The following is a 20027-nucleotide window of genomic DNA, read 5'->3' on the forward strand; positions in this document are numbered from 1 at the left end:
TCATGACCAACCCGCCCGCCGGGTCCGCCGTCCCCGTCCACCCGCTCCCGGTCACGGCCGTCACCTGCCTGGAGGACCGCGCCCTGGTCGAACGGAGCGCCACCCTCGACCTGCGCCCGGGGGTCCAGCGGCTGCGCCTCGGTCCGGTCACCGCTCTGGCCGTCGACCGCTCGCTGCGCGCCGAGGTGACGGACCGCCGGCCCGGTTCGGCCAGGGTCCTGGACGCCCGGATCGTCCGCTCCTGGACGCCGCGCGCCCCGCTTCCGCCCACCCCGGCCGACTCCGAGCTGCGCCGCCGGGTGCACGCCCTGGAACAGGAGCAGCTCGACGGGGACGCCCGGCGCCGCCGGCTGGAGGCCCGGCTGTCCCTACTCGCCCATCTGGCGGCCGACCTGCTGCGCGAGATCGGCGAGGGTGCGGGCCACGGCGAGATCGAACGGGCCCGCTGGGGACGCGAGTTGGACCGGGTGGACGCCGAGCGCGAGTCGTACGGGGAGCGGCTGCGGGCGGTGCGGTCCCGGCTGCGGGCCCTTGAGGGGGAACTGCGGCAGGCCCGGTCGGCGCTGGACGAGGCCGAGGAGGAGCCGGCCGAGCTGCTCGGGTACGTGGAGCTGACGATCGAGGCCGCCGAGGCCGGCCCGTACCCTCTCACGGTCTCCCACCTCACGCCGTGCGCCCTGTGGCGGCCCGCCTACCGGGCGACGCTCGACGGGGACGGTCTGCGGCTGGAGACCGAGGCGGTGGTCTGGCAGCGCACCGGCGAGGACTGGCCGCGGGTCCGGTTGACCCTCTCCACCGCCCGTTCGGCCCTGGCGGGCGAACCGCCCCGGCTGGTCGAGGACGTGCTGACGCTGCGTGACAGGTCCGCGCAGGAGCGCCGCACGGTGGACGTGGAGCTGCGCGAGGAGGAGATCGGAAGCACCGGGCCGGACGGGCTGCCCGGGGTGGACGACGGCGGCGAGGTGCGTGTCCTGCGCGCCCCCGAACCGGCCTCGGTTCCCGGCGACGGCCGTCCGCACCGGGTGCCGCTCACCGTCTTCACCGCCGCCGCGAGTACCGGGCTCGCCTGTGCGCCCGAGCTCTCCCCGCTGGTCAGCCGGGTGGTCGGGTTCCGCAACGGCGCCGGGCACGCGCTGCTGGCGGGCCCGGTGGACCTGGTCAGGGGCGGCGGCTTCACCGGCCGCGCCCAGCTGTGCTTCACCGCTCCCGGGGCGCCCGCGGAGCTCTCCTTCGGCAGCTCGGACGACTACCGGGTGGTGCGGGAGACCGAGGAGACCAGGGGCAGTACGGGGCTGGACCGGCGCACGGTGCTGACCCGCACCGTCCGGCTGCACCTGTCGCGTTTCTCCGGCCCCGGGGAGCGGGGCGAGCAGGTGGTCACGGTGCGGGAGCGGATCCCGGTCTCGGAGATCTCGGCGGTGGGGGTACGCCTGCGCGGGGACGCCTGCTCCCCGGCGCCGGACGGGCCGGACGCCGAGGGCGTCGTCCGCTGGGACGTGGTGCTGCCGCCAGGCGGCCGTCGGACCGTCACCCTGGTGTACGAGGTGTCGGCGGCAGCCAGGGTGGCCGGGCTCTGACCGCTCCCGACCGGCACCGCGCAGAACCGTCAACTCCGGTGCAGATCAGGTAGAACAGACACATGATCTACCATCTCGCACCCCTGGACGACTGGCTCCGCGACCCCGGGCGGCCGTACGCCACCACCTCGCTGCTGACCGACGGTTTCATCCACTGCTCGGCCGACGAGCAGACCACCCTGGCCATCGCCAACGCCTACTACCAGGACGCGCCGGAGCCTCTGATGGCGCTGCTGATCGAGGAGACCCTGGTGGAGCCGATGGTGAAGTGGGAGCAGCCTCACCACGCGCCCCCGCCCGGCGCGACCCCGGGTGTCCTGTTCCCGCACATCTACGGCCGCCTCAACCGCACCGCGGTGGTCGGCCTGGAGAAGGTCGAACGCGGCCCGGACGGCCGCTGGGCCGCCCTCCAGCCCTGGAGCTGAAGCGGTGTCCCCGGGCGACCGTGACAGGGGTGCCGGGGTGCGCACGGCCGGCCCGCGGAGCCTTCCGGCGGCCCGGACCCGCACTCTCCGGGGGGCGCCGGCCCCTGCCCGACCGGCCGTGAGGGCGAGCGGCCCCGCGCCCGCGCACCCCGCCGGTCACCCGCCCGGTCGACCGGGCGGCGTCCCGCGTTCCCGGGCCGGCCCGACCGCCCCGAAGAGCGCGGCCGGTCCGCGGGGCCTCACAGCCAGCCGCGCTCCCGGGCCGCCATCCCCGCCTGGAACCTGGTGGTCGCGCCGAGCTGCCGCATCAGCGTCTGCAACCGCCGCTGAGTGGTCCGGGCGCTCCAGCCGAGCGACCGCGCGATCGACTCGTCGGTGAGCCCGGCCGCCAGCAGGCCGAGCAGTTTGCGGTGGTCCTCCCCCGGGCCGGAGTCCTGGTCCCCGCCGCCGATCGCCGCCTGCAGCGGCACCGCCCGCTCCCACTCCGCCTCGAAGAGCGCGTCCAGCGCCTGGAGCAGCGCCGACGGATGGACCACGTACGCGGCGTCCAGCACCGCGTCACCGACGCTGATCGGGATGATCGCCATCCGGTCGTCGGCCATCATCATCTTCATCGGCAGCACCGGCCGGACCTTGCACTCCTCGCCGTCCGCGACCCCGGGCAGGATGTCCTTCTCCAGCCGCCCGGGCCAGGCCACGGCCTCCTTGTCGTAGATCGCGCGGAACTTCAGCCCGGCCCGCAGCCGCTGGCGCTGCCGGGACAGGCTGGCCACCGGGTCCTGGATGTAGGGCGGGCAGTCGAAGCCCCGCACCTGGTACTGGGCGGTCCCGACCAGGTGCTCCAGTCGCTGGGCGATGGCCTCGCCACCGGTCAGCACCTCGACCGAGTGGGCGGGGTCGGTGAACCGGCTGGCCTCCCGGAAGGTGTCCATCAGCCGGTGCATCTCGGCGCGGGCGCCGCGCAGCTGGGCCTCCCGGTGGCCGATCAGGGTGCCGATGGCGACGTCGGGGGCGACGGCCAGATAGCGCTCGCGGTCGACCGGGCCGCGGGTCACCATGCCCTGTCCGGCCAGCCGGTCGAGGGACTCCCCGACCTGTTGCGCGGTCAGACCGCACTGCTCGGCGAGCTCTTCTGCGGTGGACTGCGGCGTGGCCACCAGCGCCCCGTACAGCTGTCCGTCCGGCCGGCCGAGACCGAGCACTCCGAATGAGTCGAGCACGACGTTCCTTCCCCCATGGCCCACCCCGAGTGGCGCAGTCCCGCCATCCGGCGGAGCGCCGACTGCTGGCCATCGTGCGCCACCGGTCTGTGGGCTGACAAGCGTGGGGGAACCGGGTGCGGCCAGACTCACACCACCTCGCGGAACGCGGAGGGCCTCCCCGCCGGTCTCGGCGGGAAGGCCCTCGTCACCAGGTACTACGACCGGGCGTCAGCGGAACCTGAGCCCGGTGGCGCGGGTCCTTACAGACCGACCTCGCGCATCAGCTGGCCGACCTCCGGGTTGGTGAGCCGGCGCAGCCAGCCCGACTTCTGGTCGCCCAGGGCGATCGGACCGAAGTGGGTCCGGACCAGCTTCTCGACCGGGAAGCCCGCCTCGGCGAGCATCCGGCGGACGATGTGCTTGCGGCCCTCGTGCAGGGTGACCTCGACCAGGTAGTTCTTGCCGACGTTGGAGACCACCTTGAAGCTGTCGGCGCGGGCGAAGCCGTCCTCCAGCTCGACGCCCTGCGCCAGCTGCTTGCCCAGGTCGCGCGGGATCGGGCCCTGGATGGCCGCCAGGTAGGTCTTGGTGACGCCGTACCGGGGGTGGGTGAGGCGGTGGGCCAGCTCGCCGTGGTTGGTGAGCAGGATGATGCCCTCGGTCTCGGTGTCCAGCCGGCCGACGTGGAACAGCCGGGTCTCCCGGTTGGTCACGTAGTCGCCCAGGCACTGGCGGCCGTCCGGGTCCTCCATGGTGGAGACCACACCGGCGGGCTTGTTGAGCGCGAAGAACAGGTAGGACTGGGTGGCGATGGTCAGGCCGTCCACCTTGATCTCGTCGTGCTGCGGGTCCACCCGCTTGCCCTGCTCGGTCACCAGCACGCCGTTGACCTCGACCCGGCCCTGCTCGATCAGCTCCTCGCAGGCCCGGCGGCTGCCGACACCGGCCCGCGCCAGCACCTTCTGCAGGCGCTCGCCCTCGGGCTCGCCGAAGGTCTTGGGCAGCTTGGCGGCCGGCTTGTCGTGCCGGGCCAGCACCGCGTCCTCGATCCGCGCCTGCAGCTCGCGCGAGCGCTGCGGCTGGCGGCGCGGGTCGCCCGGGGCGCCCTGGCCCTCACGGCGCGGCCGGGGGGCCGGCGCGGGCTTGCGGGCGGCGAAGCCGCTGCGGCCCGGGGTCGCGTTGGGTCCGCCACCGTACTCGGGCCGGTCGTAGCGGCGCTCCTCCGGCCGCGGCGCGCCCTTGCGGCCCGTGCCCTGCCGCCGGTCGTCCCGGCCGTAGGAGCCGTCACGCGACGAGGAACCGCCGCCGTAGGAACCACCGCGCGACGAGGAACCGCCGCCGTAGGAACCACCGCGCGATGAGGAACCGCCGCCGTAGGAACCACCGCGCGACGAGGAACCGCCGCCGTAGGAACCACCGCGCGACGAGGAACCGCCGCCGTAGGAACCACCGCGCGACGAGGAACCGCCGCCGTAGGAGTCGCGGTCGCGCCCGTACGAGTCGCCGCCGCGCGAGGACGAGGAGCCGCCCCGCCCGCCGCCGTGGGACGAGCCGCCCCGGGAGCCTCCGTACGAGCCGCCCCGGCCCCCGCCCTGTCCACCACGGCCCTGGCCGCCGCCGCCGCTGTTCCTGCCGTTGCCACTGCTACGCATCAAAATGTCCGTACGTCGTATCCGTCTGGGGAGTAGTGCAAGTCGTTTCGGCCGACCTCACCGCCCCCTGCCCGATCAGATGCGAGCCCGACCGGTCTCGTCTCCGCCGCCCACCGCACGCGCGGCGGCGACCGCCTCCGCGATCATCGTGCCTTCGAGGGACTCCGCTTCCACGTCGTCGACCTCGGGCAGGAAGGGTGCCAGCTCCGGCAGCTCGTCCAGGCCGCGCAGCCCCATCCGTTCCAGGAAGTAGTTCGTCGTCCGATACAGGATCGCACCTGTTTCAGGCTCGGATCCGGTCTCTTCCACCAGTCCTCGCTGTACCAGGGTACGCATCACGCCGTCACAGTTCACACCGCGTACCGCCGAGACCCGGCCGCGCGACACCGGTTGCCGGTACGCGACCACCGCCAAGGTCTCCAGCGCGGCCTGGCTGAGCCGGGCCTGCCGGCCGTCCAGGACGTAGCGGTCCACGGCGGGCGAGCACTCGGCGCGGGTGTAGAACCGCCAGCCCCCGGCCACCTGCCGCAGGTCGAACCCCCGGCCCTGAGCGGTGTACTCGGCGGACAGTGCGCGCAGCGCGGCGGCCACCTCCGCGCGCGGACGTTCCAGTACCCCGGCCAGGTGCGCCTCGGTGGCGGGCTCGTCCACCACCAGCAGGATCGCCTCCAGCGCGGCCCGCAGCGGCACGCCGTCCACGGTCACCGCGTCCGAGCCGGCCGACGGCCCGTCAGCGGGCTCCTGCCACTCCCCGGGCTCCCGGGCGGGCCGCGGCGGGCCGTAGGCGGACTCCTGCCACTCCCGCGCCCTCGGCTGGCCCGGCACCCCCAGGGCCCGCCGGTGCGGCTTGGGCCCCGTGCCGTGTTCCGGCTGCTCCGTCACGTCGCCTCCTCGTCCCCGGGCTCCGGCGGCCGGTCGAACTCGTCCGTGACCTCGACCGGCAGACCGGGATCGGCGATCCACCGCACCAGCAGCTCGCCCAGCGCCTGCGGCTGCTCGAAGTCCAGTGCCCGCTCCCGGTACAGCTCCAGCAGTGCCAGGAACCGGGCGACCACCACCAGGGTGGACTCGGCGTCCGCCACCAGCTGGTCGAAGGTCGCCGAACCGAGCGCGGTGAGCCGGTCGGCCACCCTGGCGGCCTGCTCGCGCACGCTCACCGGCGGGGTGTGGATGTGGTCCACGTAGACCACCGGCGCGGGTCTGGGTGCCATGGCCTTCGCCGCCAGCCGCGCGAAGTTCTCGGGGCCGATGCCCAGCACCACCTCCGGCAGCAGGTCGGCGTGCCGGGGCTCCAGGCCCACGCTGCGGGCCCGGCGGAGCAGCTCGGCCTCCCAGCGGTCGCCGAGCACCTGGGCCACCTGCTTGTACGCGCGGTACTGGAGCAGCCGGGCGAACAGCAGGTCACGGGCCTCCAGCAGGGCGAGATCCGCCTCGTCCTCGACCTCGGCCGCGGGCAGCAACCGGGCCGCCTTGAGGTCCAGCAGGGTGGCCGCGACCACCAGGAACCCGGTGGCCGCGTCCAGGTCCCAGTCGGGGCCCATGGCCCGGATGTGGGCGACGAACTCATCGGTGACCTTGGAGAGCGCCACCTCGGTGACGTCCATCCGGTGCTTGGCGATCAGGCTCAGCAGCAGGTCGAAGGGGCCCTCGAAGTTGTCCAGCCGCACCAGGAACCCGGCCCGCGCCGCTCCCGCCTCCTCGGCGGAGCGGACGGCCCCAACGGATTCCCCGGTACTCGGCATGACACCCCATCTTCACCCGTGCCGCGCCCGCCGTCGGCCAGGCGGCGCCCACGGGCGCGGATCTCCGTGCGATCGGGCGTGCGGGAGGGGCGCGGGACAGCCCGGCGGTGCACCGCCGTGGTGTTTTGCCCCGCCCTCACCCGCACCGGCGGCTGCCACGGCCCACGGGCCCCGTCGGCACAGCCGCGAGTGCGACGGCCCCGAGACGCCGCGAAGGGCCGGTCGCGCACCCGGCCGACCGGACGGAGCCGCGCGGCCCGGAACCACCCGCGGCCGGGCCGCGCGCCCGGAAGGATCCGCCGGACGGCCCTAGCGGCCGCGCAGCCGCCGTACCAGGATGCTGGCCTCACCGCGCTGCTCCAGGTCGGCGAGGACGACCGAGATGGCCTCCCGGACCACCCGGCCCCGGTCCACCGCCAGCCCGTGCTCACCGCGCAGGACCAGCCGGGCGTGCTCCAGGTCCATGAGCTCCTCGGCGGACACGTACACGGTGATCTTCTCGTCGTGCCGCTCGCGCCCGGTGGGCCGCCGTACGGCCCGGCCCCTGGGACGGGCCCGCCTCCCGGCCTCCCCCGTCTGCTCCTCACCCGACGCCGGGGCCGGGACCGTTCCCGCACCGGGCTGCGCCTGCCGCCCGCCCGTCGTCTGGGCCCCGCCGGCTCTCTCGGCGGATGCCGCCGGCTGCTCGGTGCGGCCACCGGCGGCGTCCCGGGAGGCGTCCGGCGGTTCGGCGCCGGCCTCGGTCGCGCGGGCGGTCTCCGCTCTGGGCGCCTCGGCCGGGCGGGCGAGGGAGGGCGAGAGCGCCATCCCGCCCGTGGTCCGGAACAGCTCGTCGGCGCCCGGGAGACTCACTCGGCGGGGCGGCACCGGTCGAGCACCTCCCTGGCGAGCTGGCGGTAGGCGGCGGCGCCGACCGAGTTGGTCGCGTACGTGGTGATCGGCTCGCCGGCGACCGTGGTCTCCGGGAAGCGGACGGTCCGGCCGATCACGGTGTGGAAGACGTGCTCGCCGAACGCCTCGACGACCCGGGCCAGCACCTCACGGCTGTGCACGGTACGCGAGTCGTACATGGTGGCGAGGATGCCGTCCAGGCGCAGCTCGGGGTTGAGCCGCTCGCAGACCTTCTCGATGGTCTCGGTGAGCAGCGCGACACCGCGCAGCGCGAAGAACTCGCACTCCAGCGGGACGATCACGCTGTGAGCGGCCGTCAGGGCATTGACCGTCAGCAGGCCCAGCGAGGGCTGGCAGTCGATGATGACGTAGTCGTAGTCGGGCAGCAGCGGCTTCAGCGCGCGGGCCAGCGCGGACTCGCGGGCGACCTCGCTGACCAGCTGCACCTCGGCGGCGCTCAGGTCGATGTTGGAGGGCAGCAGGTCCATGCCGGGGACGGCGGTCTTCAGCAGCACCTCATCGGCCGTCAGCCCGCGCTCCATGAGCAGGTTGTAGACCGTGACGTCCAGTTCCATCGGGTTGACGCCGAGGCCGACCGAGAGCGCGCCCTGCGGGTCGAAGTCGACCAGCAGCACCCGGCGCCCGTACTCGGCGAGTGCGGCACCCAGGTTGATGGTGGACGTGGTCTTGCCCACGCCGCCCTTCTGGTTGCACATCGCGATGATCTGCGCGGGGCCGTGCTCGGCCAGCGGCGCGGGGATCGGGAAGTAGGGCTGCGGGCGGCCGGTGGGGCCGATCCGCTCACGGCGCTGGCGGGCCGCGTCGGGGGCCAGGGTGGCGGCGTACTCCGGGTCGGGTTCGTACTCGGCGTCCGGGTCGTCGTACGAGCCGTAGGCGAAGTCGCCGTAGACCAGGCCGTGCGAGGCCAGGTCGGCGTCGTAGTCGGCGACGGTGGCGGTGGTGGTGGTGCCGCCGGTGCTCTGGCGTGCCTCGAAGGTGCGGACCGCGACCGAGCCGACCTCTACCGAACCCACGGTGGCCTGCCGGGCCGTGAGCTCCTCGTTCGGCTGTCCGGCGGTGTGCTCCGCCAGTCCTGGCTGACCACCCCCGGGAGCAAATGTCGACTCATTCACAAGTCGTCTTACCTCCTTGGGCATCCAGGACTCTATGTCGATTCGTCAGCGTGGCAGCATGCCGACGGTTTGCGACTCTAGGCCGTCCGCGGCGTTCGCAGCAACACAATCCACGGTAGTGGGCCGGATGTGTCGGACATCCGACCGGTCGCTGTCAAGAGCTGGGATCACCCATGACCCTAACGTTTCTGCGGAGCCCGCCGCCGCCTCGAGGGCAGGTCAGCCCGCCTGCCCGGGCGGACGGGTGACGAGTTGCACATAAATTGACATCGTGATGCCACCCGGCCTTCACCACCGGTTCCGGGCATGCCGATGCCCCCGGCCTTCCCTTCCGCCCGCTGGCGGGAGGGAAGGAAGGCCGGGGGCATGGCGTTCGGTCCGAAAGGGCGGACCGTCAGCTGGTGCCGGGTCAGGCGAGCACGCTGTCCAGGGAGACGGACTCCAGGCCGAAGGCCTCGGCGACGGCGGCGTAGGTGATCTGGCCCTCGTGGACGTTCAGACCCTTGGCCAGCGCGGCGTCACGGCGCAGCGCCTCCTTCCAGCCGCGGTTGGCCAGCTCGACGACGTACGGCAGCGTCGCGTTGGTCAGCGCGTAGGTGGAGGTGTTCGGGACCGCGCCCGGCATGTTGGCCACGCAGTAGAAGACCGAGTTGTGGACCTGGAAGGTCGGCTCGGCGTGCGTGGTCGGGTGCGAGTCCTCGAAGCAGCCGCCCTGGTCGATGGCGATGTCGACGAGCACGGAGCCCGGCTTCATCCGGGAGACCAGCTCGTTGGTGACCAGCTTCGGGGCCTTGGCGCCCGGGATCAGCACGGCGCCGATGACCAGGTCGGCCTCGACGACGGCCTGCTCCAGCTCGTAGGAGTTGGAGGCGATGGCCTTGACCTTGGTGCCGAAGATGCGGTCGGCCTCGCGCAGCTTGTTGATGTCGCGGTCGAGCAGGGTCACCTCGTAGCCCATGCCGATGGCGATGGTGGCGGCGTGCCAGCCGGAGACGCCACCGCCGATGACCACGCACTTGGCCGGGTGGGTGCCGGGCACACCACCGGGCAGCACGCCGCGGCCGCCGGCCGGGCGCATCAGGTGGTACGAGCCGACCTGCGGGGCCAGCCGGCCGGCCACCTCGGACATCGGGGCGAGCAGCGGCAGGGCGCCGTTGGCGAGCTGCACGGTCTCGTACGCGATCGCGGTGGTGCCGGACGCGATCAGCGCGTCGGTGCCGGCGCGGTCCGCCGCCAGGTGCAGGTAGGTGAAGAGCGTCTGCCCCTTGCGGAGGCGGTGGTACTCCTCGGCGATGGGCTCCTTGACCTTCAGCACCAGGTCGGCGGTGGCCCACACCTCGTCGGCGGTGGGGAGGATGGCGGCACCGGCGGCCACGTACTCCTCGTTGGAGATCGAGGAGCCGACACCGGCGTTGTCCTCGATGAACACCTCGTGTCCGTTGCGGACCAGCTCATGCACGCCGGCGGGCGTGATGGCCACGCGGTACTCGTGGTTCTTGACCTCGCGGGGGATGCCGACCTTCACGGCTAAACACGTCCTCTTGCCATGGGGGTCCCTACCGGAGAAGACCGGCGGGCTGCGCGCACGGGGGGAGAAAGCCAACGGGAGCCTCGGAAGACGCCGATGGGCACTTCGCTGCGCGACTGCTGTCGAGTGTAATGAAGCCCAGCGAATCCGCCAGCCTTCCAAACTGAATAAATCAGGTCGTTACATTGGCACTTTCGTAGGCTTGCGGCGGCCGCTCCCCACTAATCGCTACCAACCAGACATCTACGACATTACTCTCGGTTCGGACGGTCCGGTCCGTCCCCGGCCTGCTGCCGCAGGGCCTCCAGCGCCGCCGCCACGGCCACCCGGCCGCGCTCTTCACCGAGGCGTCGCAGCAGCGCCAGGGCGGCCCGGTACTCGCGGTCGGCCTCCTCGAAACGGCGCTGCGCCACGTGCGCCTCGGCCGTCCTGACCAGCAGTCGGGCCTCGGCCCGGTGCTCCCCCAGGGCCTGGCGCAGCGCGAGCGCGCGGCCGTACCAGTCCGCCGCCCTGACCGGGTCGCCCAGCGCCCGGTGGCACTCGCCGACCCCCTCCAGCGCACGGGCGCAGGCGGGGTCGTCGGCGGCGGTCCTGGCGTGGTCCAGGGCCGCGCGGTAGCGGGCCGCGGCCTGTTCCCAACGGCCGGCGGCGGACTGCAGGTCGCCCAGGTTGAGCAGGGCGGCGGCGGCCCGGCGGGTGGCGCCACCGCGCTCGGCCACCTTCAGCACCAGGCCGTGCAGCTGGTAGAGGTCGGCCGGGGCGGCCGCGCCGGTGAGCGGCAGGGCCCGCAGCAGCGCGGTGACCAGCCGGCCCGCCGAACCGTCCAGGTCCGCCTGGCCGATCGCCTCCGCCACCGCGCCGAACAGCGACTCGCGCTCGCCGATCAGCCACTCGGCGGCCTGGGTCGCGCTCCGCAGCCGGATCGGCCCGGGGAGCGGGTCGGTCACCGGACCGGCGGCCGGGTCCAGCAGCTGCCGGGCCGAGTCGACCAGCCGCACCAGCCGCTCCAGCAGCCGGGCCCGGGCCAGCTGCACCTCGGCCGGGCGGTCGGCGCCCTCGCGCAGCCGTACCAGCCGCAGGTACAACCGCCCGGGGACCCGGTAGCGCGGTGTGCCGTCGGCGGCGGGCGGCTCCACGTCCAGCAGCTCCCGCTCGGCCAGCTGCCGCATGACCGCCTCGGCCTCCGGGGCCGGGCAGCCGACCAGTGCGGAGGCGGTCCGCAGATCGGCGAGCTGGGCGGGGGCCAGGGTGAGCATCCGCAGCATCCGCGCCTGCGCGGCGTTCAGCAATCGGTAGGTGAGATCGAACGCCGCGCTGAGCGGATCGGTGTCCGGTACGGGCACCGGCCCCTGGGCCGCCGCCTCGGCCTCCTGTCCTCCCCGCTGCCGGCCGGACGGCCCTGCCGTCGCCCCAGGGGCCGGGGTGGTGCCCGCCCCGGCTCCCGGGGCGGTGCCCGCACCGGGCCGGCCGCGCCCGTCGCCCGTCCGCCCCCGGTCGGTACCCGCCGTACGACCGCCGGCCGCCCGGACGGGGTCTCCGTCGGCGGCCGCCAGGCCCGGGCCGGCACCCGGCCGCCCGCGGTCGGCGCCCGACGGACGGCCCTCGGCCCGGACCGGATCCGGACCGCCCTGAGCGGTACCGCTCCCCTCGCCCGGCCGGGCCTTCGCCACCGCGGGCCCGCGCCCGGCGGCACCGCCGTCCCCCGCGCCCGCGCGCGCCGCGCGGCTGCCGCCGCCGAGGCGTGCCGCCTGGCCGATCAGGCGCGCCACGGCGCGGGACCCGGCCGGCTCGCCGGTCGGCCCGCCCACCGGCACGGCGACCAGTACGCCGTCCCTCGGCCCCGCCTGGCTGCGCACCACCGGGTTCCTCGGCGGCTGCTTCCCCGCCGGGGTGCCCCGTCCGCCGGCTCCGCCCTGGGCCACGACGGTCGCCTTCCCGCCCGCCACCGGGCCCGCCTGCGTCAGTGCCAGCACGGCCTCGGTCACGGCGGCCTTGGGGTTGCCGCGCAGCCAGCCGGCCATCAGCCGCAGCGCGGCCGGGCCGGCACCGCAGGCCTCGGCCAGATCGGCCGCGCCGACCGGGTCGCAGCCGATCCGGGTACCGCCGACCAGCTTGGCGAGCAGCTCCCCCGCCGAGAGCTGGTCCAGACCGCCGAGGATGACCGGGTCGATGTCCTCGATCCCGGTGAGCGGCCCCGCGGTGGTGGCGACCACCAGGCAGCCGGGCTCGTCGGCGAGCAGCGGCCACAGCTGCCCGGCGTCGCGCGCGTCGTCCAGCAGGAGGAGCAGGCGCTTGCCGGCCAGCGCCTCGCGCAGCGCCCCGCAGGCCGGGCCGTCGGCGCCGTCCCCGCCGCCGGGGACCAGGACCGTGTCCGGCACGGGGCCCAGCTGTTCGAGCAGTCGGCGGGCGATCCGCCCCGGCGGGACCCGGCTGCCGTCCGGGGCGGAGAGCCGGGTGAACAGGACGCCGTCGGGGTAGGCGTGCGCGATCGAGCGGACGAACCGCACGGCGAGCGTGGTACGTCCGGAGCCGGGCCGCCCGGCCAGCACCACCACCGGGGAGCGGCCCCGCACCGGGCGGGCGGCGGCTGCGGCGAGCGCGGCCAGCTCGGTGCGCCGGCCGCTGAAGTGGGCCGGTACCGCGGGCAGCCGGTCGGACCCCTCGTGTTCGGTGGGCCGTGCGTCCATCGTCGCCGTCTTCCTCGTCACCTGCGTCACCCCTGACCAGCCGACCAGCCCCGGGACCCACCATGAGTCCGTCCGCGAAGCGTAGTTCGCCGCCACGACGGACCAGCGGTGACACCGGTAGTACCAACGGGCAAATCACCCGTCGGAACCATGCGTTCCCACCGGGGCCCCGGTGTGCCCGGACGGGCCCGCCAGGGGTGCGGCGAACCGCGTGGTCAACCCGGCCGTCCGGTGGCGCTTTTGGTGGTCCGTCATGCCATCGACCGCCGTGGGCGCCAAGGACCGGGTGACCGGCATCCTGCGAACGCGCGTGGTTTCCCGCGCAGTTCCCCGCGCCCCGGGCGGAGTTCGCGTTCGGACTGGCTCAAGGACCCCGGGACGGTGGGCAGTTGGCCGCCCCCACGCCCCGAGGTGCCGGCCCGTTCGCGGAGGTCCCCGCGCCCCGGAGGCTCTCAGTCCCCGTCGAACGGCCGGGCCGGCCAGGGGCTGTCACCCGGGCGCAGGCCGTCCAGGCCGGGGCCGTCCAGGGCCGCCCGGAGTGCCAGGACTCCGGTGACCAGGGTCGGATTGTGGAGCTCGCCCGCGAGGACCAGCCGGACCAGCTCGTCCAGCGGCACCCGGGCGGTCTCGATCTCCAGCTCCTCGCCGTGCGCCTGGTAGCGCTCGCCCTCCGCCTCGGCGAGGTCGGTGGCGAGGAAGAGCCGCAGCGCCTCGTCGGTCCCGCCCGGCGAGGTGTAGAAGTCGACGAGCACCCGCCACTCCCCCGCCTTGCAGTACGCCTCCTCGTAGAGCTCGCGCTGGGCGGCGTGCAGCGGGTTCTCCCCGGGGACGTCGAGCAGCCCGGCGGGCAGCTCCCACAGTCGCTGGCGCACGGGGTGCCGGTACTGCCGCAGGACCAGCACCCGCTGCCGGTCGTCGAGGGCGAGGACGGAGACCGACCCGGGGTGGGTCTGGTAGTCGCGGCGGGCGTAGCTGCCGTCGGGCATCAGCACCTCGTCGGTGCGCACGCCGGTGACCCGCCCCTGGAACGGTACCGAGCTGGCCCGTACCGGCCAGTCCTCCGCCGCGTCCCTGATCTGCTGAATGTCCGTCATCTCTCTCCCCTAACGTTCAGGGCCAACCTATGCCAAACGGCGGCCGCGCGGAGATCCGCACGGCCGCCGTCGACGGGAGGACGCTTACTCGCCGGTCTTGATCCGGATCGCCGCGGCCACCAGGCCCGCGAACAGCGGGTGCGGGCGGGTCGGGCGGGACTTCAGCTCCGGGTGCGCCTGGGTGGCGACCAGGTAGGGGTGCACCTCGCGGGGGTACTCGACGTACTCGACCAGGTCACCCTTGGGGGACAGACCCGAGAAGGTCAGGCCGGTCTTCTCCAGGTCGGCGCGGTAGGCGTTGTTGACCTCGTAGCGGTGGCGGTGGCGCTCCTCGACGTACTGCTCGCCGCCGTACACCTCGCGGACGATCGAGCCCTCGGCCAGCTTGGCCGGGTAGAGGCCGAGGCGCATGGTGCCGCCCAGGTCGCCCTTGCCGTCCACGATTGCCAGCTGCTCGGCCATGGTGGAGATGACCGGGTACTTGGCGGCGGCGTCGAACTCGGTGGAGTTGGCCTCCGGCAGGCCGGCCAGGTTGCGGGCCGCCTCGATGACCACGCACTGCAGGCCCAGGCACAGGCCCAGCAGCGGGATCCTGTTCTCACGGGCGTAGGTGATCGCGGCGACCTTGCCGTCCACACCGCGGTCGCCGAAGCCGCCGGGGATGCAGACCGCGTCCACGTCGCCGAGCTGCTCCTGCGCGCCCTCGGGGGTCAGGCAGTCGTCGGAGGTGACCCACTTGATCTCGACCCGGGCGTTGTTGGCGAAACCGCCGGCGCGCAGCGCCTCGGTCACCGACAGGTACGCGTCGGGCAGGTCGATGTACTTGCCGACCAGGGCGACCTTGACGATGTGCTGCGGCTCGTGGACCCGGCGCAGCAGGTCGTCCCAGGTGGTCCAGTCCACGTCGCGGAACGGCAGGTCCAGGCGGCGCACCGCGTAGGCGTCCAGGCCCTCGCCGTGCAGCACCTTGGGGATGTCGTAGATCGACTTGGCGTCGATGGCCGCGACCACGGCCTCCTCGTCCACGTCGCACATCAGCGAGATCTTGCGCTTGATGGCCTTCGGGACCTCGCGGTCGGCGCGCAGCACGATGGCGTCCGGCTGGATGCCGATGTTGCGCAGCGCGGCCACCGAGTGCTGGGTGGGCTTGGTCTTCAGCTCGCCCGAGGGGCCGATGTACGGCAGCAGGGAGACGTGCACGAAGAAGACGTTGTCCCGGCCGACCTCGTGGCGGACCTGGCGGACGGCCTCCAGGAACGGCAGCGACTCGATGTCGCCGACGGTGCCGCCGACCTCGGTGATCACGACGTCGACGTCCTCGGTCGCCATCCGGCGGATCCGGGCCTTGATCTCGTTGGTGATGTGCGGGATGACCTGGACGGTGTCGCCCAGGTACTCGCCGCGGCGCTCCTTGGCGATGACCGTCGAGTACACCTGGCCGGTGGTGACGTTCGCCGAACCGTGCAGGTTGGTGTCGAGGAAGCGCTCGTAGTGGCCGATGTCCAGGTCGGTCTCGGCGCCGTCGTCGGTGACGAAGACCTCACCGTGCTGGAACGGGTTCATGGTGCCCGGGTCCACGTTGAGGTACGGGTCGAGCTTCTGCATCGTCACGCGCAGTCCGCGCGCCTTGAGCAGGGCGCCGAGGCTGGAGGCGGTGAGGCCCTTGCCGAGTGAAGAGGCGACACCCCCGGTGACGAAGAGGTGCTTGGTCGTCACGGCGCGGCCGTGTGCCGCCTTGCCGGAATGGGGCTGTGCCAAGAGGGGGCTCCCGTGGGTCGCGTGTCGAAGGTGACTCCGGTGGAGGACTGCCCGTATCCGCTCCGACGAGGAGTTCGCACTCGGCCGGAGATCCTGGGAGGAACTCCGACGGGGTCGTCGGGTCGGCGGATCCGGGGTGGTTGATCCCACCAGTCCACGGGGTACCAGGGTATCAGCGAGCGGCGGTGAACGCGTTCCGGCCACTGCGGCGTGCCCCCGGGCCCCGTGCGGCCGCCCCGACGGGAGGGCCCCGCACCGATCGGAACGGGTGGTGCCGGCCGTCCCCTGAGGGGCCCGGAAGGATCACTTCCGACTGGTCCGTCCGGACCGTCTCAGCTCCCCCGTCAGGATCACTTTGCCGGTCACAGGCGTGACGGCGTCCGATTGCGGCCCTCAGCGCGTGCCGCGGCCCAGCTCACCGACGTATCCTGCACGGACGCATCGCCGACAGCAGAGCACGCGGAGGGCGAGGGGGTCAGGACGACACCTCTTGGTCCCCGATGCGCGACCGGACACCTCCCGTACCAGTTCTCACCCGTCCAGGCCAGGGGCCCATCACAGCCCCGCCGGGCACCCACGGCCCTCCTCGCACCCGGCGGAGGCACCCGGCGGGCCGCCCAGCCCGGGCTCCGGCCCCGCTAGACCGCCTGCTTCCAGCCGTCCGCGCTGCCGCCGCCCAAATTGCGAACTGGAGACTCACGTGGCCGGCCGTATCGAGGACTACGCACTCATCGGGGACATGCAGACCGCCGCCCTGGTCAGCAGGGACGGAGCCGTCGACTGGCTCTGCCTTCCGAGATTCGACTCCCCGGCCGTCTTCGCCGGGCTGCTGGGCACCGATGAACACGGGTTCTGGCGGATCGGCCCGGCCGAACCCGTCGACGAGGAGATCACCCCGGCCGCCCGGCCGCAGCAGTCGCACTTCACCGATTCGGGTGAGATGCGGACCGTACCGGCCACCGCCGCCGCCCCGGCCGTACCCGCCGACCGGCGCCGCTACCGGGGCGACTCGCTCATCCTCGAACAGGAGTGGGACGCCCAGGGCGGCAGTGTCCGGGTGATCGACTTCATGCCGCCCCGCCCGCTCGCCGGGGCCGAGGCGGTCCCCCAGATGATCCGGATCATCGAGGGCGTCTCCGGGCGGGTACGGATGCGCTCGGCCCTGCGGATGCGGTTCAGCTACGGCCGGATCACCCCCTGGGTGCACCGGGTCGAGCAGGCCGACGGCACCCACCGCACGGTCGCCATGGCCGGCCCCGACTCGGTCTGGCTGGACGGGAAGGCCGAGACGTACGGCCGCGACCTGACCACCTACGCCGACTTCACCGTGACCGCCGGAGAGCGGATCGCCTTCGCCCTCACCTGGCAGGCCAGCCACCTGCCCGCCCCCAGCGCACCCGACGCCGAGGCCGCCCTCGCGCACACCGAGGCCTTCTGGCGCGACTGGGTCGGCCAGTGCACCTACCAGGGCCCCTACCGCGAGCCGGTGATCCGCTCGCTGATCACCCTCAAGGCCCTCACCTACGCCCCCACCGGCGGCATCGTCGCCGCCCCCACCACCTCGCTGCCCGAGGACATCGGCGGCGTGCGCAACTGGGACTACCGCTACACCTGGCTGCGCGACGCCGCGATCACCCTCTCCTCCCTGCTGCGCACCGGCTACCGCGAGGAGGCCCGCGCCTGGCGCGAGTGGCTGCTGCGCGCGGTCGCGGGCGACCCCGAGAACCTGCAGATCATGTACGGCATCGCGGGCGAGCGCGAGCTGACCGAGTCCGAACTCGACTGGCTGCCCGGCTACGAGGACTCCCGCCCGGTCCGGGTCGGCAACGGCGCCGCCGGCCAGCTCCAACTCGACGTCTACGGCGAGGTGGTGGAGACCCTGCACCTGGCCCATATGACCGGCCTCTCCCGGCACGACCACGCCCACCAGCTCCAGCTCAAGCTGATCAGCTACCTGGAGAAGCACTGGACCGCGCCCGACGAGGGCATCTGGGAGGTCCGCGGGCCGCGCCGCCACTTCGTCCACTCCAAGGTGATGGCCTGGGTCGCCGTCGACCGCACCATCAAGCTGCTGGAGCAGTCCCCCTACGAGGTCCACGGGTTCCACGGCGAGAGCCCGCTGGAGCGCTGGCGCGAACTGCGCGACCGGATCCACGCGGACGTCTGCGAGAAGGGCTACGACCCCGACCGCAACACCTTCACCCAGTACTACGGCGGCCAGGAGCTGGACGCCTCCCTGCTGCTGATCCCGCAGATGGGCTTCCTGCCGCCGGACGACAAGCGCGTCATCGGCACCATCGAGGCGATCCAGCGCGAACTGGCCACCGAGGACGGCTTCGTCCTGCGCTACCCCACCCATGACACCTCGGGCGAGAACGTCGACGGGCTGGCCGGTCACGAAGGCGCATTCCTGGCCTGCTCGTTCTGGCTCGCCGACGACCTGGCGATGATCGGGCGGGTCACCGAGGCGCGGGAGCTGTTCGACCGGCTGCTCTCACTGCGCAACGACCTCGGTCTGCTGGCGGAGGAGTGGGACCCGGTCGCCAAGCGGCAGGTGGGCAACTTCCCGCAGGCGTTCAGCCATGTGCCGCTGATCGACACCGCCCTCCGCCTCACCGCCTGCGGCGGCGCCTACCTCTCCGCCCAGCCCGACCTCCGCTCGGCCGACCGGACCGAGCAGGCCATGATGTGACCCTGCCGGGCGGACCGGCAGGGGCGCGGGGAACTGCACGAGGGACCGTGCACCTTGGTAGCGGCTTGCGCGCGCGGTTCCCCGTGTCCCCGGGAGGTGCATGGCCGAGCGGGTGTCCTACGGCCTGAGGCGGTAGACAATCGGCCGCGCGGTTCCCCGCGCCCCTGCAGAAGCCCCTGGGCGCCCCATCGCCGGGCTCGCCCGGTCGGGCTCAGCCGTCGCCGTGCTGGACCAGTTCGTCGTACGTGCTGAGCACCTGTGCCACGGTGGCCGCCTCGTCCGGCCAGGTCTCGGCCTGGGCGCGGCCGGCCGCGCCCAGCGCGGCCCTGCGCACCGGGTCGGCCAGCAGTTCCCGTACCGCCGACGCCAGCGCCGCCGGATCGCCGTACGGCACCAGGACCGCGGCCTCGCCGACCAGTTCGGGGATCCCGCCGACGGCGGTGGCGACCACCGGCACACCCGCCCGCATCGCCTCCTGGGCCACCAGCGAACGGGCCTCCCAGCGGCTGCTCACCACCACCAGGTCGGCGGCGGCGAGCAGTTCGGGCACATCGGTGCGGTAGCCGAGCAGCTCCACCGGCAGCCGCTCCGCCTCGACCCGCTCGCGCAGCTCGCCGCCCTCCGGGCCCTCGCCCGCGATCACCACCAGCGGGTCGCTCTCGCCCAACCGCCCGGCCGCGTCCAGCAGCAGGCCGAAGGACTTCTGCGGGACCAGCCGCCCGATCGCCAGCACCACGGGCCGGTCCGGACGGTCACCGAGCAGCCGGGCCCGGGACGCCTCCCGGCCGAGGTCGCCGGGCGGCATCGGCGGGGCCGCGACCGGGCCCAGCCGGGCGTCGGTGGCACCGAGTTCACGGGCCCGGGCGACCAGGTCGGAGGAGGCGCCGAGGACCAGGTCGGCGGCCCTGGCCACCCGGCGCTCCATCAGCCGCTGGAGGCGGCGTTCCATGCCGGTGGCCAGCATCGCGTGGTGGAAGGTCACCACCAGCGGGGTCTGCGGGCGCAGCCCGGGGAAGCGTCCGGCGGTGCGCAGCGCCAGATCGGACAGCAGCCCGGCGCGCAGGCCGTGGGCGTGCACCACGTCCGCGCCGGTGAAGGCGCGGCGCAGCTCGCCGATGGCGGTGGCGTCGCTGCGGGCCCCGGCGGTGGGGGTGATGTCCACCAGGTGGAACCGGGCGCCGGTGCGGGAGAAGCCGAACAGCGAGTCCGTGCCGGCGGGGGCGCAGACGGTCACGGCGACGCCGTGCGCCACCAGGCCCTGTGCCAGGGAGCGCACATGCGCGCCGATGCCGCCGGTGCTCGCGGACAGGACGAGCACCACGTGCAGCTGGCCCCGGCTCTCATGGGCCGCGGTGGGGCCGGTGCCGGTGGCCCGGGTCGCGGAATGGTCCACGTCGTCTCGCTCCGACTAGTTCACTTGCCGCACGCCGCCCGCGGGTATCCGCAAGCGCCGCTCGGGACTGGGATGCCAGTGTCCAGCCGCCACCATGCCAGGTCGGGAGGGGTCTTGGACAGTCGGCACCCTCGGCGGGCGCGTCGTGGAGCCCTCCCGGGGCCCGGGGCGCTCCCCGGCCCGCCGCGCGCGCGAACAACCGTGCCCGGCCGAGCGCTTGGCACGGTGCACCGGGGTGTCCGGCCCGCCGCGG

General features: G+C 73.9%; 14 protein-coding genes. 3 read left to right on the top strand and 11 right to left on the bottom strand.

Annotated features, from left to right (window positions below):
* Positions 1-2: 2 nt before the first annotated feature.
* Both ACSMTC_RS10420 and ACSMTC_RS10425 read left to right on the top strand, forming a co-directional pair.
* Positions 3-1577, top strand: coding sequence for a mucoidy inhibitor MuiA family protein (locus tag ACSMTC_RS10420; RefSeq protein WP_436559375.1), 1575 nt, complete (start codon positions 3-5; stop codon positions 1575-1577).
* A gap of 62 nt (positions 1578-1639) precedes the next feature.
* Entirely contained in the window at positions 1640-2002 is a 363-nt protein-coding gene (locus ACSMTC_RS10425; protein WP_436559376.1) for a DUF952 domain-containing protein, read from the top strand.
* A gap of 239 nt (positions 2003-2241) precedes the next feature.
* Here ACSMTC_RS10425 and ACSMTC_RS10430 read toward each other — a convergent pair whose 3' ends face one another.
* From ACSMTC_RS10430 to ACSMTC_RS10475, 10 genes are all read right to left on the bottom strand, one after another.
* On the bottom strand, positions 2242-3222 hold the full coding sequence (locus tag ACSMTC_RS10430; protein ID WP_436559377.1) for a helix-turn-helix domain-containing protein: 981 nt from the start codon (positions 3220-3222) through the stop codon (positions 2242-2244).
* Positions 3223-3464: 242 nt separating this feature from the next.
* On the bottom strand, positions 3465-4856 hold the full coding sequence (locus ACSMTC_RS10435; protein WP_436559378.1) for a pseudouridine synthase: 1392 nt from the start codon (positions 4854-4856) through the stop codon (positions 3465-3467).
* 75 nt (positions 4857-4931) lie between these two features.
* On the bottom strand, positions 4932-5561 hold the full coding sequence (gene scpB, locus ACSMTC_RS10440; RefSeq protein WP_436564642.1) for an SMC-Scp complex subunit ScpB: 630 nt from the start codon (positions 5559-5561) through the stop codon (positions 4932-4934).
* 173 nt (positions 5562-5734) lie between these two features.
* Entirely contained in the window at positions 5735-6598 is an 864-nt protein-coding gene (locus ACSMTC_RS10445) for a segregation and condensation protein A (protein WP_436559379.1), read from the bottom strand.
* A 309-nt stretch (positions 6599-6907) separates the two neighbouring features.
* On the bottom strand, positions 6908-7450 hold the full coding sequence (locus ACSMTC_RS10450) for a hypothetical protein (protein ID WP_436559380.1): 543 nt from the start codon (positions 7448-7450) through the stop codon (positions 6908-6910).
* Complete coding sequence (locus tag ACSMTC_RS10455; protein WP_436564643.1) at positions 7447-8523, bottom strand: ParA family protein; 1077 nt, start codon at positions 8521-8523, stop codon at positions 7447-7449. Before ACSMTC_RS10455 ends, ACSMTC_RS10450 begins: the two co-directional genes overlap by 4 nt.
* A gap of 508 nt (positions 8524-9031) precedes the next feature.
* A complete protein-coding gene (ald, locus tag ACSMTC_RS10460; protein WP_436559381.1) occupies positions 9032-10147 on the bottom strand; it encodes an alanine dehydrogenase in 1116 nt (371 codons plus the stop codon).
* A gap of 254 nt (positions 10148-10401) precedes the next feature.
* Complete coding sequence (locus ACSMTC_RS10465) at positions 10402-12837, bottom strand: tetratricopeptide repeat protein (RefSeq protein ID WP_436559382.1); 2436 nt, start codon at positions 12835-12837, stop codon at positions 10402-10404.
* A 452-nt stretch (positions 12838-13289) separates the two neighbouring features.
* The gene (locus ACSMTC_RS10470) at positions 13290-13931 is read right to left on the bottom strand and encodes an NUDIX domain-containing protein (RefSeq protein ID WP_436559383.1); all 642 of its coding nucleotides are present in this window, start codon (positions 13929-13931) and stop codon (positions 13290-13292) included.
* Positions 13932-14015: 84 nt separating this feature from the next.
* Positions 14016-15689: a CTP synthase gene (locus ACSMTC_RS10475; protein ID WP_436559384.1), complete on the bottom strand. Its 1674-nt coding sequence runs from the start codon at positions 15687-15689 to the stop codon at positions 14016-14018.
* Between the two features lie 700 nt (positions 15690-16389).
* Here ACSMTC_RS10475 and ACSMTC_RS10480 point away from each other — a divergent pair.
* A complete protein-coding gene (locus ACSMTC_RS10480; protein ID WP_436559385.1) occupies positions 16390-18381 on the top strand; it encodes a glycoside hydrolase family 15 protein in 1992 nt (663 codons plus the stop codon).
* A 211-nt stretch (positions 18382-18592) separates the two neighbouring features.
* Here the strand turns inward: ACSMTC_RS10480 and ACSMTC_RS10485 are convergent, their stop codons facing one another.
* On the bottom strand, positions 18593-19774 hold the full coding sequence (locus ACSMTC_RS10485) for a glycosyltransferase family 4 protein (protein WP_436559386.1): 1182 nt from the start codon (positions 19772-19774) through the stop codon (positions 18593-18595).
* Positions 19775-20027: the final 253 nt, after the last annotated feature.

Source organism: Kitasatospora sp. HPM-01-4 (genome assembly GCF_051374625.1).
Lineage (GTDB): Bacteria > Actinomycetota > Actinomycetes > Streptomycetales > Streptomycetaceae > Kitasatospora.